This window comes from Mesorhizobium sp. WSM4989 (genome assembly GCF_029625795.1).
Lineage (GTDB): Bacteria > Pseudomonadota > Alphaproteobacteria > Rhizobiales > Rhizobiaceae > Mesorhizobium.
Map to the genome: position 1 here is coordinate 1,802,172 of NZ_JARTVN010000002.1, position 15,603 is coordinate 1,817,774.

Sequence of the window (15,603 nt, forward strand, 5' to 3'; positions counted from 1 at the left end):
TCAGGACTTTCCGAGATAGCGGTCGAGAACATTCTTGGTGACGCGTTCGACCATCGCGTCCTGCCTTAGCAGGCCGGCGACCCATTCGCAGCTTCCGGCGTGGAAGACTTCGCCCTTGCCGCGCGGGAAATTGACGATCATGCCGTTGCCGCGCTTGACCTTATCGAGATTGGCGTCGCTGGCCTCGCCGAACAAAGTCTCGGCGGTGAAGCGGCCGTCCTCGTCGGTGAGGAACTGGTCTTCGATCGGAATGTCGGCGCTTTCCTCGACCTGGCTCGCCAGGCCGACGGCCAGCACCTGCAAGCCGTCCGGCGCGCCGCTCTCTTCAGTCGGGTACGGCAGGCCACCGCGTATTTCGAAATCGAGCCCGTCGACCTCATAGCCATAGACATGGCTATCGGCGCCAAGCAGGTCGCCATAATAGATGCCGGTGCCGGCGAAGGCCCAGTGCTCGGGGCGGTAGACCGGGAAGCCGCGCACACCGCGCGGCGCGCAGCCGCCCCAGCCGGCATAGACGCCACGCGTCGCGTTGAGGCCGAAGGTAGCGCTGCCCGGACGGCCGATCTCCGGCGCTTCCCAGGAATTGGTGGCGCGGGTGATGTCGCCGCCGCGATAGGCCGGGTCTTCGGCCCGCGCCCGGTATTTGTAGCAAACCTGGCGTCGGCCCTCGTCCTCCAGCCTGGTCTGCCACATGAAATTGCCGGCGAAGCGCGCCGCGTGGCCGCCGCGCTCGACATAAGCGTCCACCGCGTCGCGCATCTCCCAGGTCCAGTATTCGTCGTGGCCGACGAAGACGACGCAATCATAGCCGTCGAGGATTTCCGGCGAGAAGTGCAGCTCGTGCTGGCTGGCGAGGTCGACCTGATATCCGGCGCGTTCGGCAAAGCGGAAGAAATGGCTGTCGTAGCTGGCCCAGCCGGAAGACGCGTATTTCTTCGAATGTCCCGTGGCAAAGGCCCATTCCATATGCGGATAACGCGGCACGGTCTTCGGCGGCATCGCGACTTCCAGCGGCACGCGCGGTGCATCCTTGGGCAGCAGGACGAAGCCGCGGCACCAAGGGCGTTGCGTGGAGACCATCGTGGCATATCGGTCGCGGTTCGGGCCGGTGATGCCCTGATAGTGGTTGGAGCCGCCCCAGGTGTTATAGGCGAGCCAGGTGCCGGTCGCGGCGATCTGCAGCAGGCGACCAGGCTTGCGGCTGGGCAGGGGCGCGACGATGAAGAGGTGGTGGCTCTCGATCGGCGTGCCGTCCGGCCCTTCAGCCGAAAGCCTGACACGGTAAGCTCCCGACGGCCAGTCATCGCCGATGCGGAATTCGAACGAGGCTTCCCAGCCGCAGCCGTCGACCGAACATTGCTCGGGCGTTTCCTGCCAGCGCGCCGACAGTCCCGACCCATCGAAGACCTTGGTTTCATCGCCGCCGTCGCGGACGATGACAATCCTGAATTGCGGGGCCGTCGAGCTGACGAAAATCGTCACCGTTTCGCCCGGACGATAGGAAAAGCGGTCGCTGTAGCACCAGATCTCGCCGCTCGAGCCATCCATGCCGGGCCACTCGTAATAATGCCCGCGCACCGCCTCCCGGCGCTGCTCGGGCGTCAGTCCGAAATCGGGAAAGTCGGCGGGCCGTTGCGTCATGGAAAAACCGAAACCAAGTGGTCGCCATTGAGACCGTAGGACGGCCAAGCGTCAAATGGAAACGATCGGGCCAGCAGGCGCTTGGCCTTATCCGGCAAACGGCTTATTTGATCTTCAGGCGATGTTTGAACGCCGGGAGCCAAGATGCTGCGCGTGCAAAGGGTCAGGGTCGACGACATCTATGTGCCGATGGCGAGGCGCAAGACGCTGCATCCGGAGACGGTGCGCCATCTTGCCCAGGATATCCTCGAGAACGGCATGAAGACCCCGATCCAGGTGCGCCACGACGGCAAGCGCCATGTCCTGATCGAGGGGCTGCACCGGCTGGAAGCCGCCAAATGGCTCGGCGAAACCGAGATCGACGCCTATCTCGTCCAGGCGCGCCGCCACTGACGCCATTCCCTATCGGTTGCCGTGTCGGCCCCTGCATCACCGTGAGCGATCGCGTCCTATCAATGCTTTTTAATTGACGCTGCGATGTTCGCCGCTACCGTGCCGGCCTTCCTGTCAATCGGGTACTTGGAAATGGCGAAATACCAGGGCGGATGCCTGTGCGGCGCAGTGCGCTATCGCGCCGAGGCCGAACCAATCAACGAGCGCGTCTGCCATTGCCGGCTGTGCCAGAAGGCGATCGGCGCCGCCTTCAATGCGCGGCTCCTGTTTCGCATCGATGATGTCACGATCGAGGGGCCGGTGGCGACGGTCAATTCCTCGCCGGACCTCAAGCGTGGCTTCTGCCCGGCTTGCGGCACGACGATCTTTTCGCGACGTGACTCCAGGGGCATTCTCGGCGTCACATCCGGCTCGCTCGACGATCCGTCCGCGTTCAAGCCCGACATGCATTTCTGGACCGCTTCGAAGCAGCCTTGGGTGCGGCTGGATGACGGCCTGCCGCAATATGAGGGGGCACCGCCGGCATAGAGTTTTCCGTTCTCCCACAACAATGGGAGAAGGAAGAATGCCTGCACAAAAATTTCATCTTCGATTCACGAGATAGCCGGCAAAGCGTCATTGGCGGGCCATCATTGGCTGCCTATCTAAAGCGCCACGCGGGAAGGCATCGAGGAGGCGACGGATGAGCGAGAGCAGCAACCCCCTGGACGAGCTTTTGAACGACCCGATGATCCAACTCGTGATGGAGCGAGACCGCGTGCGCCCGGCCGAGCTTCGCCTGCTCTTGGAAAAGGCTCGCGACAGGGCTGCCGACGATTCCCGCTTCGACCAGCCGGTGCTGCCGCCGGCGCATATCGTGGCCAGAAGCTGCCTGAAGCAATGGCTGTACCGCTAAAGCGCGTCGCGCCGAACTGACGCGCTTTAGATCTTTCCGATCAGCTCGAATACGCCGGCAAATAGCTGTAATGACTGCGGAGATAGGCGATTTTGTAGCCGAGCCGGGCGTAGTTGCGGTAGGCCGGACCGTCGCGTTCGGGGCGCGGCGCCTCGATGTCGGCGACGAACAGTCTTGCGCCGGCGGCTATGCCGTCGCGGACCAGCCTTTCGCCAAGCATGGCGTCGAGGTCGAAGCTCGGCGCCATGATGCCAGGCACCGGGGCGTCGATCCCGCTCCAGGCGGCGCCATCCGAGATGAACATTGAACGCACGGCAGCCACGGCGCCATCGCGTTTCAGCATGTAGTGACGCCAACCCTCGCGGCCGACCAGCGCCATGAGCCAGGGCGAGGTGGGCAGCCTGTACTTCGCATCGATGAAGGAGGCCCATTCGGGAGCGGTCTTGGACGTAACCTCTTCGACCGACAGATCGTCTGCCGGGAACAGCGGCTCGGCAGGCAGCGGCGTTGCGTCGCGAAAAATTCGTTCCCAGCCGCTCTGATGCTGGAGCCCGCGCGCTTCCAGCCAGCAGCGCAGCCGGGAAGGCTCGGTGTGCGGGCTTGTGCAGAACCACGGCCGCAAGATGCCGGCAGCGCGGTAATGCGCCAGCAGCGAATCGAGCTGATCTTCCGTGGCCGGGCCGTCGACGCCGATGTTCTTCACGCAGTTGAAATGGATGAACGGGATCGTCGTGCAGGTGGTCCAGACGAGGTCGCCGTCGCGGGCGAGCGACAAGCCGTGCCGCGCGGCGAATTCCGTGGGCGCGGCATCGTAGAGATCGAGCCAGGCATTGACCTCTGCGCGCTCGATGGCGCGGCTCAAATCACGCGAGACCTCCTCGATCCCGATTTCCGGATGGTGCGACACCGGCGGGACGACCGGCTGCAGTTCCGAGAGGGCGGCAGTCGACATGCTAGTCCTCCTCCGATCTGCCTTACAGTGTAAGATTAGCGCATGATAATATGGAAGCGCCTGTTGTCAAGCAGGATAAGCGGCACCTTACAAATCCGTGAATTGGCTTCGCCGTACCATGAGGCTAAGCCTGCCCTTGAGGGGCTTTGCGCATAACAATTCATTTTTCGCCGGGGAAAGGACAGGGATGACGGACGTCTGCACGCAGGGATTGGACACCGGCTTCGTAAGCCTGGGCTACGCCAAGGTGGCGTTTCTCGGCATCGTGCAAGGCATCACCGAACTGCTGCCGATCTCTTCGACGGCGCATATGCGCGTCGTGCCCGCCGTGCTTGGCTGGCAGGACCCGGGCTCGGCCTTTTCTGCGGCTATGCAACTCGCGGCCCTTGCCGCGGTGATCAGCTATTTCTGGAGCGACGTCAGGGAAGTCGCGGTGGGGTCGCTGGCGGCGCTCACGCGCCGCGACTATGCCAACCGCTATTTCCGCCTGGCGATCGGCATCGTGCTTGCCACCGTTCCGATCGTCATCGCCGGCCTCGCGCTATCCAGCGTGCTCAATGCCTGCAACTCGCCGTTGCGCGGGCTGGCCGTGATCGGCTGGGCCTGCATCGCCATGGCCGTGCTGCTTGCGCTGTCGGAAATCTATGCCCGCCACAGGCTGACCCTGGACAAGGTGTCCGTGCTCGACGCCTTGCTCGTCGGCGTGGCCCAGGTCGGCGCGCTCATTCCCGGCGTGTCGCGCTCGGGATCGACGCTGACGGCGGCGCTGGGTCTTGGCTATGCCCGCCCGGAGGCGGCGCGGCTTTCCTTCCTGCTCGGCCTGCCGGCCATCGCGTTGGCAGGCCTGAAGGAGCTTTGGGAACTGCACAAGATTCACCTCGGCGCTTATGGCTGGTCGGTCCTGGCGGTCGGCCTCGTCGTCGCCTCGATTTCCGCCTTCTTCGCCATATGGGGACTGATGCGCGTGCTCGAGCGCTTTTCCGCCTGGCCCTTCGTCATCTATCGCGGCCTGCTCGGCGTCGTGCTGCTGATCGGCGTCGCCGTCGGCTGGCTGAGCTAGAGGCTTTCACCGAATCCGCTATACCGGCACCTGAACCTTGCTTCGGGTGCGCCTATGGACATTGCAACGCTGCTGCAATCGCTGCCGTTGCTGGCAGCGCTGGTGAAATCGGCGGTGCCGGCAGTAGTCGGTGCGGGCCTGGGGCTGAGCCAATGGGTCGCAGCGCTGCCGCCGTGCCGCAATCACACCTTCGAGACCGCGACCTATCTCGTCTGCGAGACGGACCCGAAGCATTACTCGATCGAGCTGTTCTGGAAGGATCCCGACGGCAAGCTCTACCAGTCGCTGCACAATCTTCGAAGCGCGCAGCAGGCGGCCGGACGCACCATGCTCTTCGGCATCAATGCCGGCATGTACCATCCCAATCTCGCGCCTGTCGGTCTCTATGTCGAGCGCGGGCAGCAGATCGCGTCGGCGAAGACCGGGGCCGGCTCCGGCAATTTCTCGATGCAGCCCAACGGCGTCTTCTATCTTAGCGACGGCAAGGCCGGCGTTCGCGCGACGAAGGATTATTTGAAGCGTTCCCCGAAGGTGGACTATGCCACCCAGTCCGGGCCGATGCTGGTGATCGACGGAAAGCTGCATCCGAAATTCCAGGCCGACAGCCCTTCGCGAAAAATCCGCGATGGCGTCGGCGTGCGTGGCGACGGCGTCGTCGTCTTCGCCATCTCGAACGACGTGGTGACTTTCCACGAATTCGCGCGCCTGTTCCGCGACGAGCTCGACTGTCCCAACGCGCTCTTCCTCGACGGGTCGATCTCCAGCCTCTATGCGCCGGCTATTGGCCGCAACGACGATTTCTGGAATCTCGGGCCGATGATCGGCGTGTTCAGGCGCTGAGCAATTCGAGGAAAACCGAGAAGCGGTGTGCCGTTCGGAAATTGCGTGGAAACAAAGGCGGAGCTTTTATTGTCGGCTTGCCTGGCGAATCGCCCCGCCGAACCAAAGGTAAATTTTGATTCAAACTTTGTTGGTAATTTCTCATTAGGAATGGGGCTTCCGGCGGCGCTGTTTCGGCCCTCGGTCTGTTTTGTTTTGCGTACAGGTCAAGATGCGGATTTTTGGCGTCGTCAGTTTCGTGCTTGCAGGGCTTTGCCTTGCTGGCTGCTCGTCTACCTCGGGCGTTGATGCCTTGCAAATGCCGTCGAACGAGACGACCAGTTCGGTCGTGCGGCCGAGCGCGCCGGTAACGAAGGCAGTGAAGACCGCCGACGCCGCGATGACAGTGGAGACCGTTTCCATGGCGGGCGCCGCGCGCATCAGGCCGCCGGCGTCGCTGCCTGGCGACCAGAATGCTCGTGTTGACGAGGACAACGCGCGTCCAGGGGGCGAGAACTCGCGTCTTGACGTCGAGAATTCGCGTCCCTTTGGCTTGGCCGAGGAAGAGACGGTGGCATTCCCGGCGCCGGACCTGCCGGATACGATCGAGCCCCCGGTCGAGGCCGCAGCACTCGTCTCGCCGCCGAAGCGGCTGTCGCGCGCAGCGCCCGCGATGCTGGCTGGCCCTGTTACCCGCTATGCCTTTCGCGATGCCAAACCGATCAATTTCGGGCGCGCCTCGCCCAGGCACCTTGCCGTCCATGGCGTCGACGTGTCGCGCTGGCAGGGCAATATCAACTGGCAAAAGCTGCGCGCCCAGGGCGCCAACTTCGCCTACATCAAGGCGACCGACGGCGGCGACCATCTCGATCCGATGTTCATGAAAAACTGGCGCGGCGCCGATGCCGCCGGGCTGAAGCGCGGCGCCTATCATTTCTTCTACTGGTGCCGCACCGCCGGCGAGCAGGCCGACTGGTTCATCCGCAACGTGCCGCGAGTCCAGGGCGCGCTGCCGCCGGTCATCGATGTCGAGTGGAACGGCGAGTCCTCCTGCAAGCGCCGGCCTTCGCGCCAGAAGGTGCTGGAGAAGATGCAGGTGTTCATGGACAAGCTGGAGCGCCACTACGGCCAGCGGCCCATCATCTACACGTCGCCGGATTTTTATCGCGACAATCTGCGTGGTGCATTTCTCGACTATCCGTTCTGGCTGCGCGCGGTGGCCGCCCATCCGTCAAAGGTCTATCCGGGCCGCAACTGGCTGTTCTGGCAATATTCGGGCTCCGGCCTGTCGCATGGCGTGAGCGGCCGCATCGACCTCAATGTCTTCCACGGCGACGAGCGGCAGTGGCGCAGGTGGCTGGGCGGCGGCGAGGTGGTGGCCGACGCGAATTGAGGCCGTATGCTTCACCCGGCGCGGGGCGGCGATCGACGGCAATTTCAGGATTTCTCTAACCATCGACTCACCGTCTCCCTTAGCGGCGCGGCAACGGCCTTCCGGTAACGTGTTCGTGATCGCGTCTTGGAGGGGTCTATGCGCAAACTGATTGTCACTGCCGCTGTGGTGGCCGCCGTCGGCTACGGATTTTTCAATTCGCACCTGCGCAGCAATACGCCCAACGCCAATGTGGTCGCCTATTCAACCACCGACGAGGCGATGCAGGGCGCTAAGGCCAAGGGCCACTCGACGCTACCCCGCTTCCATGAGTTGATGGCCGCCCGCACGCCTGGCACCTATACGGTCAAGTTCCCGCTGACCCAGAACGGCGCCACCGAGCATATCTGGATGCAGCTTGTGGCTTTCAGCGACGGCCGCTTCGTCGGATTGCTGGCCGACAAGCCCGTCAACGGCAACCAGTACAAGATGGGCGACCGCATGACGGTTGCCGAGGCCGATGTCGAAGACTGGATGATCCGCAACGGCAGCGACGTCTATGGTGGCTACACGGTACGCCAGGCGCTGGCCGACATGCCGAAGGAACAGGCCGCGAAATACGGGATCACGTTCAAGGATTGAAGGCGGCGCTCCCTTCTCCCCACAAGAGCTGAGGAGAGGCCGTCCATCGCGCTTTCGTCGTCCTCGGGCTTGACCCGAGGACCCATGCCGTGACCATTGCCGTAGGGCGCAGCGTGCAGAATTCTGAAACGCCGCAGCGCCTTGATGTAACGGCATGGATTCTAGGGTCTGCGCTGCGTCGCTTCGCTCCTTGCTCCGCCCTAGAATGACGAAGCCGAAGGGCATCGCCCGTCACGCCTCGTTGATCATCGCCTCGATGTTGTAACCGTCGGGATCAAGCACGAAGCAGGCGTAGTAGTTCGCCGCGTAGTCCGGACGCGGCCCGGGCGCGCCATTGTCCGCGGCACCTTCCTCCAGCGCCGCCCAATAGAACGCATCGACCTCCGCCTTGCTCTTCACCCGGAACGCGACATGCAGATGGGTGAGCGGCGGCTTCTCGCCGGTGCTCTGGATCTCGAACAGGCAGCCATTGCCGACATCGAAGGCCCAGAACACGCCCTCCTTGCCGAAGGAGAGGCTGTAGCCCAAGGGCGCAAAAGCCTTTTCGTAGAAGAGCTTGCTCTGTTCGAGGTCGCACACTTCGACGGTGATGTGGTCGATCATAGAAGCTCTTGGACAATTAGGCCAGTGCGGCCGGCCACGGTGACGCGGCCGGCTTTGATCTATATTGGCGATGGCTGCCTTTGGTTGCAACCAGATCAGCCATCGGCCACCAGCTTGCGAATAACTTCGCCGACTGTCAGCCTTGGCGGCATCGGGCCTCAGCTGCACCCGCTCGTCGCACCGCACGTGTCGCACTTCTCGCAGGTGCCGTTCCGCACCATGGTGAAGTTGTGGCACTCCGAGCATTCGTTGCCGGTGTAGCCCTGGAGCAGCGACTGCTGGCGACGAGTGGCGGCGAGCTTCTTTGCCTCGGCCGCTTCATTCGCCGCGGCGTCGGTGAAGAGCGCTTCGGCGCCGCCGGCGGCTTCGGCTTCCTCTTCCACCATCTCCTCGGCCAGTTCCCTGGCGCGCTCCTCATAGTCGCGCTTGTAGGCAAGGGCCTCGTCGCTTGCCGGCTTCAACGCCAGCACGTTGGAGCCGGCGAAGGCGGTGGGCGCTGCACGGGCAGGGGCCGTGGTCGGGGCTGAGCCGCCAAAGCCCTTGGGGTCCGAACCGGCAGCCGACACCAGCTTCACCGGCGAGGCACCGCGATAGAGGCCCTTGGAGAAGGGCGTCGCCTTGCCTTCGGTGATGCCGCGGCCGAGCGCCGTCTTGTCGAAGTCCGACTGGTCGACATGGGCGAGGTCGTGGCGGCCGAGATAGGACACGGCAAGCTCGCGGAACACGTAGTCGAGGATCGACGTCGCGTTCTTGATCGCGTCATTGCCCTGCACCATGCCGGCCGGCTCGAACTTGGTGAAGGTGAAGGCCTCGACATATTCGTCGAGCGGCACGCCATATTGCAGGCCGAGCGAGATGGCGATGGCGAAGTTGTTCATCATGGCGCGGAATGCGGCGCCTTCCTTGTGCATGTCGATGAAGATCTCGCCGAGGCGGCCGTCGTCGAACTCGCCGGTCCTGAGATACACCTTGTGGCCGCCGACGACCGCCTTCTGCGTGTAGCCCTTGCGGCGGTTCGGCAGCTTCTCGCGGTCGCGGTAGAGACGCTCGATGACGCGCTCGACGATCTTTTCCGTCACCTGCACGGCGCGCTGCGCGGCGGGCGCCGCAATCAGCTGCTCGACCGCCTCGTCCTCGTCCTCCTCGCCGTCGGCGAGCAGCGAGGCATTGAGCGGCTGCGACAGCTTCGAGCCGTCGCGATAGAGCGCGTTGGCCTTCAGCGCCAGCTTCCAGGACAGCATGTAGGCGTTCTTGGCGTCCTCGACCGTCGCCTCGTTCGGCATGTTGATGGTCTTGGAAATGGCGCCCGAGATGAAGGGCTGCGCCGCCGCCATCATCAGGATGTGGCTCTGGATCGACAGCGAGCGCTTGCCGATCTTGCCGCAGGGGCTGGCGCAGTCGAACACCGGCAGGTGCTCGGCCTTGAGGAACGGCGCCCCTTCCAGCGTCATCGCACCGCAGACATGGATGTTGGCGGCGTCGATGTCCTTCTTGGAGAAGCCCAGCGCCGGCAGCATCTCGAAGGAAAAGTCGGAAAGCTGCTCGTCGGTGAAGCCGAGCGTCTCTTTCACCCAATCGGCGCCGAGCGTCCACTGGTTGAACACGAACTTGATGTCGAAGGCCGACTTCAGCGCCGCATTCAGCGCCGCGATCTTGTCATCGGTGAAGCCCTTGGCCTTCAGCGAAGACGGGTTGATGCCGGGCGCCTGGTTGAGGTTGCCATGGCCGACGGCATAGGCCTCGATCTCGGCAATCTGGCTTTCGGAGTAGCCGAGCGTGCGCAGCGCTTCCGGCACCGCGCGGTTGATGATCTTGAAGTAGCCGCCGCCGGCGAGCTTCTTGAACTTCACCAGCGCGAAGTCGGGCTCGATGCCGGTGGTGTCGCAGTCCATGACCAGGCCGATCGTGCCGGTCGGCGCGATGACGGTCGCCTGCGCGTTGCGATAGCCATGCTCCTCGCCGAGCTCGATGGCGCGATCCCAGGCGGCGCGGGCATGCTCGGCCAGCGCCTGCTGCTTCAGGTCGGAGGCGACCAGCGGCACCGGATTGACGGCGAGCTTCTCGTAGCCATCCTTGTCGCCATAGGCGGCACGGCGGTGGTTGCGCATGACGCGCAGCATGTTCTGGGCGTTACGGTCATAGTCCGGGAAGGCGCCGAGCTCGGAAGCCATTTCGGCCGAGGTCGCATAGGCGATGCCGGTCATGATGGCGGTGAGCGCGGCGCAGATCGCGCGGCCCTCGTCGGAGTCGTAGGGAATGCCGGACGTCATCAACAGGCCGCCGATGTTGGCGTAGCCGAGGCCGAGCGTGCGGTAGTCGTAGGAGAGCTTGGCGATCTCCTTCGACGGGAACTGCGCCATCATCACGGAGATCTCGAGCACGACGGTCCACAGCCGAACGGTGTGCTCGTAAGCGGCGATGTCGATCGTGCCGTCTTCCTTGCGGTAGGGCAGGAGGTTGATCGAGGCGAGATTGCAGGCCGTGTCGTCGAGGAACATGTATTCCGAGCATGGGTTGGAGGCCCGGATCGCACCGGCGGAGGCGCAGGTGTGCCAGTCGTTCATCGTCGTGTTGAAATGCAGGCCGGGATCGGCGGACGCCCACGCGGCATAACCTATCTTTTCCCAGAGATCCCGCGCCTTCAGCGTCTTCAGCACCTTGCCGTCCTTGCGGGCGGTGAGCTGCCAGTCGCCGTCGGCCTCGACGGCGCGCAGGAAATTGTCCTTCAGCGACACCGAGTTGTTGGAGTTCTGGCCGGAAACGGTGAGATAGGCGTCAGAGTCCCAGTCGGTGTCGTAGGTCTTGAACGACATCGAGGTGTAGCCCTGGCGGGCGAACTGGATGACGCGATAGATGTAGTTCTCCGGCACGGCGTCCTTCTTGGCCGCCTTGATCTCGCGCTTCAGCGCGGTGTTGAGGGCCGGGTCGAAGCAGTCGTCGCCATTGCCTTCGCAATTGACGCAGGCCTTCATGATCGCTTCGAGGTGCTTCTTGACGATCTTCGAGCCGGTCACCAGCGAGGCGACCTTCTGTTCTTCATTGACCTTCCAGTCGATGAAGTCCTCGATGTCGGGATGGTCGGCGTCGACGATGACCATCTTGGCAGCGCGGCGGGTCGTGCCGCCCGACTTGATGGCGCCGGCCGCGCGGTCGCCGATCTTGAGGAAGCTCATCAGGCCGGACGAGCGGCCGCCACCGGACAGCTTCTCGCCTTCGCCGCGCAGCATCGAGAAGTTCGAGCCGGTGCCGGAGCCGTATTTGAACAGGCGCGCCTCACGCACCCACAGGTCCATGATGCCGCCCTCGTTGACGAGGTCGTCCTGAACGCTCTGGATGAAGCAGGCATGCGGCTGCGGATGCTCGTAAGCCGACTTCGACTTGGTCAGCTTGCCGGTGAAGGGGTCGACATAGAAGTGACCCTGGCTCGGCCCGTCGATGCCATAGGCCCAGTGCAGGCCGGTGTTGAACCATTGCGGCGAGTTCGGCGCCACGCGCTGAGTGGCCAGCATATAGGCAAGCTCGTCGCGGAAAGCGCGGGCATCTTCTTCGGACTTGAAGTAGCCGCCCTTCCAGCCCCAATAGGTCCAGGTGCCGGACAGCCGGTCGAAGACCTGGCGAGCATCGGTTTCCGAACCATAGCGCTCGGCCTCGGGGAGCTTGGCGAGTTCGGCCTCGTCGGCAACCGAACGCCACAGGAAGGAGGGGACGTCGTTCTCCTCGACCTTCTTCAGGCGCGCCGGGACGCCGGCCTTGCGGAAATATTTTTGGGCCAGGATGTCGGCCGCGACCTGGCTGAACTGCGCCGGCACATCGATGTTGTCGAGGCGGAACACCACCGAGCCGTCGGGATTCTTGATTTCCGACAGGGCCTTGCGGAATTCGATCTCCGCGTAAGCTGCCCCTTCTTGACCTGCTTGGTCTGGCTTGGTGAAGCGACGCTCGATGCGCATTGGTCCGGTCCCTTTTGTCTACATATAGCGCTTTTCCCTAGGGATTGCTGCCCCGCCAGGCGAAAAGCACGGTCCGCCGTTTGCCGGCATCGCAGGCGACGCCGGCATTCTCCTCGTCGCGGGCAACACCGTGCAGACAAGCAAACGCCCTTCCAGGCGCTCACCCAGGCTGCAGGCCGACCCGCGGGTCCCTCAAAACTGAAACTTTTGTCGATTCCCTCGGAAGAGGGAGGTTCACACTATCTAGGGTCGAGCCTGCCCGCAAACACTAAATATAGTGTTAACAGATCATTTTTTCCAGCCCGACAATTCTCCCTTTCGCCCACCCAAGCCCCATCATTCCCAACGCTTCCGCCGGCCTCGTGAACGGGCGGAAATGTGGGCAAAACGCACAATATCCGGGAAAAAAGACCGGCCTCTGAACTCTCCGGTCACGCCCGTAACAGGAGCGCATGGCCTATAAAAAGCGACTCGTTCTGACCCGTCAAGGATTCGTTTTTATAGGTTTTGTGACCCCAACATGTTGTGTGTCACATATGTGGATAACGGGGACAGAAAGGCGCATCGAAAAGCCTTTATTTGACGGTCCTTGCGGACGGTTCGTCGGGTTGCCCGGAGCCCGGCCCGACGGGCGGCTTTTCATTTTAGCTGGCTTGCACTATCTGTTGCCCTGCGCGGGGGCGTGTCTTGTCAAGCCTGGAAGCATTCGCTACGCCCCGCTCATGACAGTTACCGTTCGTTTCGCCCCGTCGCCGACCGGCCGCATCCACATCGGCAATGCCCGCACCGCGCTGTTCAACTGGCTTTTCGCCATGAACAACAAGGGCCGCTACATCCAGCGCTTCGACGATACAGACGTTGCCCGTTCGACGCAGGAATTCGCCGATTCAATTCTCTATGACCTGCATTGGCTCGGCATTTTTCCCGACGTTACCGAATACCAGTCGCGTCGCTTTGAAGTCTATGACGCCGCGGTGGAGCGGCTGAAGGCGGCGCGCGTGCTTTATGCCTGCTACGAAACGCCGGAGGAGCTCGACCTGCGCCGCAAGGTGCGCCGCACGCGCGGCCTGCCGCCGGTCTATGGCCGCGAGGCGTTGACGCTGACGCCGGAGCAGGTGGCCGAATACGAATCCGACGGGCGCCGGCCGCATTGGCGCTTTCTTTTGCCGAACTTCGCCGGCGACCCGCTGCAGCCGGAGCGGACCGAGGTGCACTGGAACGACCTTGTGCGCGGCGAGGAGACCGTCGATCTCGCCTCACTGTCGGACCCGGTCCTGGTGCGTGAGGACGGCACTTATCTCTACACACTGCCTTCGGTAGTCGACGACATCGAGATGGGCGTCACCCATGTCATACGCGGCGACGACCACGTCACCAACACCGGCGTGCAGATCGCCTTGTTCCAGGCGCTGGGCGCTGAGCCGCCGGTGTTCGGGCACCACAATCTCTTGACCACCGTGTCGGGTGAGGGGCTGTCGAAGCGCACCGGCGCGCTGTCGATAGAAAGCCTGCGGGAGGACGGCATCGAGCCGATGGCTGTCGCCTCGCTTGCCGTGCTCGTCGGCACATCGGAAAATGTCACGGCAGCGCACGATCTCAACGAGCTCGCCAGCCATTTCGACCCGGCCGCGACATCCAAGTCTGCCGCCAAGTTCGATCCCGACGAGCTTTTCGTGCTCAATCGCACGCTGATGCACCAAATGCCGTTCGAGGAGGCGCGCGACCGGCTGATTGTGCTTGGCATTTCCGGCGACAGGGCCGAGCCCTTTTGGCTCGCGGTGCGCGGCAACATCGACCGTTTGTCCGACGCTGTCGCCTGGTGGCGAATCCTGAGCGAGGGGCCGCAGGAGCCGGCGGAATTTTCCGGCGAGGACCGTGACTTCCTCCACCAGGCGTTCGACCTGTTGCCGGAAGAGCCTTGGAACGGCACGGTCTGGAAGGATTGGACCGGCAAGATCAGGGAAGCGACGGGCCGCAAGGGCAAGCCGCTGTTCATGCCGCTGCGGCTTGCCCTTACCGGGCGGGCTTCGGGGCCGGAGCTTGCAGATCTATTGCCGCTGATGGGTCGGGAAGGAACGCTGGCCCGACGACCCTGACCTTGCGCTGTTCCGGCGGCAGGGCCGAAACCGGTGACTCCGGCACCTTGGCGGTCAGCTGCTTGATAGCCGCGCGGTCGAGCCCACCTGCAGCGTTGGCGAGCGTTTCGGGATCGGCGCCAGCATCGAGCTTGGCCGCCGGCGCCGGCACGAGGGTCGTCACCCCGCTGTCCGGCTGCGGCTGCTCCGGATTGGGCGGATTACCGCCTATGATCGAGAAGTTTTCGGCCTGGGCGTCGCAGCCGCATTGCGGCGGCCGCGAGTAGTTGGCCTGCTTGTAGAGATAGGCCGTCGGCAGCTCGCTGTAAGGACGGCCGGTCGCCGAGGACGTCATGTTGCCGGCGTCATCGTCCATGCCGCGCGTGTAGAAGACCTGCATCTCGGTGCCGGGGCAGCTCGATTCGCAATTCTTCTGATCGCGCTCGAAATCGCCAAGAGAGGCGGCGTTCGACATCGGGAAGAAATAGCCGTCGCAGGTGCGCACGCAGACGGTGCGGAACTCGCCCTTCATTCTCGGCAGGTCCATGCCATCGGGTTGGTTGATCACCCGGCGGATGTTGCGCGCGCTGGGATCGTCTGGCGGAAGCGCTTCAGGCGTGTGGAGCGTATCGATCTCCTCGTCGCCACGGCCGAAGAGCTGCTCGAACAGATTGCCGCCACCATTGTTGCGGGCGGCCTCCTGGATCGGGGCGCGAGGCGGCTCGACTTCATCATCGCGGCAGCCATTGGCGTCGAGCGCCGCAAGAATGCGGCTGCGGTCGCGCCGCGTGCCGCCGCCGGCCAGCCGCTCGCGCTTGGCCTGCAAGATGTCGAGATTGGCGTTCATACGCTCTATCGAGGCATTGATCGCCGCGCATTGGCCGGCATTGCGCGAAAACAGCGCGAAGCCGCAATTGGCATCACCGGCGCGGCCGCGCGCTTTGGCCAGCTGCTCGCGCTGGCGGGCGATCGCGTCGTCATATTTGCGGATCAGTCCCGGACCGCCGCCACCGCCGCGCGTGGCTGCAAGCTCCGCTTCGAGCTGGCGGCAGGTGCGAGAAGCCGCCTGCGGCTCCGTCACAGCGACAGCCGACGCCGCCAACGCTGCAAGCAGCGCAGCAAGGTGCGTCAGCTTCAACCCCTTCATCCGCCTGGAATCCCGATTGCCGGTGGAAGGCTACCGCGTTCGTGGTTAACTGTT

Annotated in this window: 14 protein-coding genes; 9 read left to right on the forward strand and 5 right to left on the reverse strand. The window is 63.7% G+C overall.

Going from position 1 to position 15,603, the window contains the following annotated elements:
- Positions 1-1,641, reverse strand: coding sequence for a N,N-dimethylformamidase beta subunit family domain-containing protein (locus P9217_RS21445; protein WP_278087473.1), 1,641 nt, complete (start codon positions 1,639-1,641; stop codon positions 1-3).
- A 144-nt stretch (positions 1,642-1,785) separates the two neighbouring features.
- Here P9217_RS21445 and P9217_RS21450 point away from each other — a divergent pair, with 144 nt between their 5' ends.
- The 3 genes from P9217_RS21450 to P9217_RS21460 all read left to right on the forward strand — a co-directional run bounded on the left by P9217_RS21450 (position 1,786) and on the right by P9217_RS21460 (position 2,929).
- Positions 1,786-2,034 (forward strand): ParB N-terminal domain-containing protein, encoded by a 249-nt coding sequence (locus P9217_RS21450; protein ID WP_278087474.1) that lies wholly within the window; start codon positions 1,786-1,788, stop codon positions 2,032-2,034.
- A gap of 132 nt (positions 2,035-2,166) precedes the next feature.
- Positions 2,167-2,562 carry a GFA family protein gene (locus P9217_RS21455; protein WP_095779642.1) on the forward strand — a complete coding sequence of 132 codons (396 nt, stop codon included), beginning with the start codon at positions 2,167-2,169 and terminating at the stop codon, positions 2,560-2,562.
- A gap of 154 nt (positions 2,563-2,716) precedes the next feature.
- Positions 2,717-2,929 (forward strand): hypothetical protein, encoded by a 213-nt coding sequence (locus P9217_RS21460; RefSeq protein ID WP_067328366.1) that lies wholly within the window; start codon positions 2,717-2,719, stop codon positions 2,927-2,929.
- Between the two features lie 40 nt (positions 2,930-2,969).
- Here the strand turns inward: P9217_RS21460 and P9217_RS21465 are convergent, their stop codons facing one another.
- Positions 2,970-3,881, reverse strand: coding sequence for a hypothetical protein (locus P9217_RS21465; RefSeq protein ID WP_127324901.1), 912 nt, complete (start codon positions 3,879-3,881; stop codon positions 2,970-2,972).
- Between the two features lie 187 nt (positions 3,882-4,068).
- Between P9217_RS21465 and P9217_RS21470 the strand changes: the two genes are divergently transcribed.
- The 5 genes from P9217_RS21470 to P9217_RS21490 all read left to right on the forward strand — a co-directional run bounded on the left by P9217_RS21470 (position 4,069) and on the right by P9217_RS21490 (position 7,774).
- Entirely contained in the window at positions 4,069-4,941 is an 873-nt protein-coding gene (locus tag P9217_RS21470; RefSeq protein ID WP_066995237.1) for an undecaprenyl-diphosphate phosphatase, read from the forward strand.
- Positions 4,942-4,995: 54 nt separating this feature from the next.
- Entirely contained in the window at positions 4,996-5,781 is a 786-nt protein-coding gene (locus P9217_RS21475) for a phosphodiester glycosidase family protein (RefSeq protein WP_095800824.1), read from the forward strand.
- Positions 5,782-5,826: 45 nt separating this feature from the next.
- Positions 5,827-6,069 (forward strand): hypothetical protein, encoded by a 243-nt coding sequence (locus tag P9217_RS21480; protein WP_278087620.1) that lies wholly within the window; start codon positions 5,827-5,829, stop codon positions 6,067-6,069.
- Positions 5,993-7,153: a GH25 family lysozyme gene (locus P9217_RS21485; protein WP_278087475.1), complete on the forward strand. Its 1,161-nt coding sequence runs from the start codon at positions 5,993-5,995 to the stop codon at positions 7,151-7,153. Before P9217_RS21480 ends, P9217_RS21485 begins: the two co-directional genes overlap by 77 nt.
- A gap of 138 nt (positions 7,154-7,291) precedes the next feature.
- Entirely contained in the window at positions 7,292-7,774 is a 483-nt protein-coding gene (locus P9217_RS21490; RefSeq protein ID WP_066995245.1) for a DUF2314 domain-containing protein, read from the forward strand.
- A gap of 231 nt (positions 7,775-8,005) precedes the next feature.
- Here the strand turns inward: P9217_RS21490 and P9217_RS21495 are convergent, their stop codons facing one another.
- Together P9217_RS21495 and P9217_RS21500 are read right to left on the reverse strand one after the other, a co-directional pair.
- Complete coding sequence (locus tag P9217_RS21495; protein WP_278087476.1) at positions 8,006-8,377, reverse strand: VOC family protein; 372 nt, start codon at positions 8,375-8,377, stop codon at positions 8,006-8,008.
- A 158-nt stretch (positions 8,378-8,535) separates the two neighbouring features.
- A complete protein-coding gene (locus P9217_RS21500) occupies positions 8,536-12,327 on the reverse strand; it encodes a vitamin B12-dependent ribonucleotide reductase (protein ID WP_278087477.1) in 3,792 nt (1,263 codons plus the stop codon).
- 722 nt (positions 12,328-13,049) lie between these two features.
- Here P9217_RS21500 and gltX point away from each other — a divergent pair.
- Complete coding sequence (gltX, locus tag P9217_RS21505; RefSeq protein WP_278087478.1) at positions 13,050-14,423, forward strand: glutamate--tRNA ligase; 1,374 nt, start codon at positions 13,050-13,052, stop codon at positions 14,421-14,423.
- Here the strand turns inward: gltX and P9217_RS21510 are convergent.
- Entirely contained in the window at positions 14,341-15,549 is a 1,209-nt protein-coding gene (locus P9217_RS21510) for a DUF2865 domain-containing protein (RefSeq protein WP_278087479.1), read from the reverse strand. The two genes, gltX and P9217_RS21510, sit on opposite strands and share 83 nt — an antisense overlap.
- Positions 15,550-15,603 lie beyond the last annotated feature (54 nt).

What these genes read in the sequence shown, in the direction of transcription:
- P9217_RS21445 (WP_278087473.1), bottom strand. Translation starts at nt 1,641, where the DNA reads ATGACGCAACGGCCCGCCGACTTTCCCGATTTCGGACTGACGCCCGAG.
- P9217_RS21450 (WP_278087474.1), top strand. Translation starts at nt 1,786, where the DNA reads ATGCTGCGCGTGCAAAGGGTCAGGGTCGACGACATCTATGTGCCGATG.
- P9217_RS21455 (WP_095779642.1), top strand. Translation starts at nt 2,167, where the DNA reads ATGGCGAAATACCAGGGCGGATGCCTGTGCGGCGCAGTGCGCTATCGC.
- P9217_RS21460 (WP_067328366.1), top strand. Translation starts at nt 2,717, where the DNA reads ATGAGCGAGAGCAGCAACCCCCTGGACGAGCTTTTGAACGACCCGATG.
- P9217_RS21465 (WP_127324901.1), bottom strand. Translation starts at nt 3,881, where the DNA reads ATGTCGACTGCCGCCCTCTCGGAACTGCAGCCGGTCGTCCCGCCGGTG.
- P9217_RS21470 (WP_066995237.1), top strand. Translation starts at nt 4,069, where the DNA reads ATGACGGACGTCTGCACGCAGGGATTGGACACCGGCTTCGTAAGCCTG.
- P9217_RS21475 (WP_095800824.1), top strand. Translation starts at nt 4,996, where the DNA reads ATGGACATTGCAACGCTGCTGCAATCGCTGCCGTTGCTGGCAGCGCTG.
- P9217_RS21485 (WP_278087475.1), top strand. Translation starts at nt 5,993, where the DNA reads ATGCGGATTTTTGGCGTCGTCAGTTTCGTGCTTGCAGGGCTTTGCCTT.
- P9217_RS21490 (WP_066995245.1), top strand. Translation starts at nt 7,292, where the DNA reads ATGCGCAAACTGATTGTCACTGCCGCTGTGGTGGCCGCCGTCGGCTAC.
- P9217_RS21495 (WP_278087476.1), bottom strand. Translation starts at nt 8,377, where the DNA reads ATGATCGACCACATCACCGTCGAAGTGTGCGACCTCGAACAGAGCAAG.
- P9217_RS21500 (WP_278087477.1), bottom strand. Translation starts at nt 12,327, where the DNA reads ATGCGCATCGAGCGTCGCTTCACCAAGCCAGACCAAGCAGGTCAAGAA.
- gltX (WP_278087478.1), top strand. Translation starts at nt 13,050, where the DNA reads ATGACAGTTACCGTTCGTTTCGCCCCGTCGCCGACCGGCCGCATCCAC.
- P9217_RS21510 (WP_278087479.1), bottom strand. Translation starts at nt 15,549, where the DNA reads ATGAAGGGGTTGAAGCTGACGCACCTTGCTGCGCTGCTTGCAGCGTTG.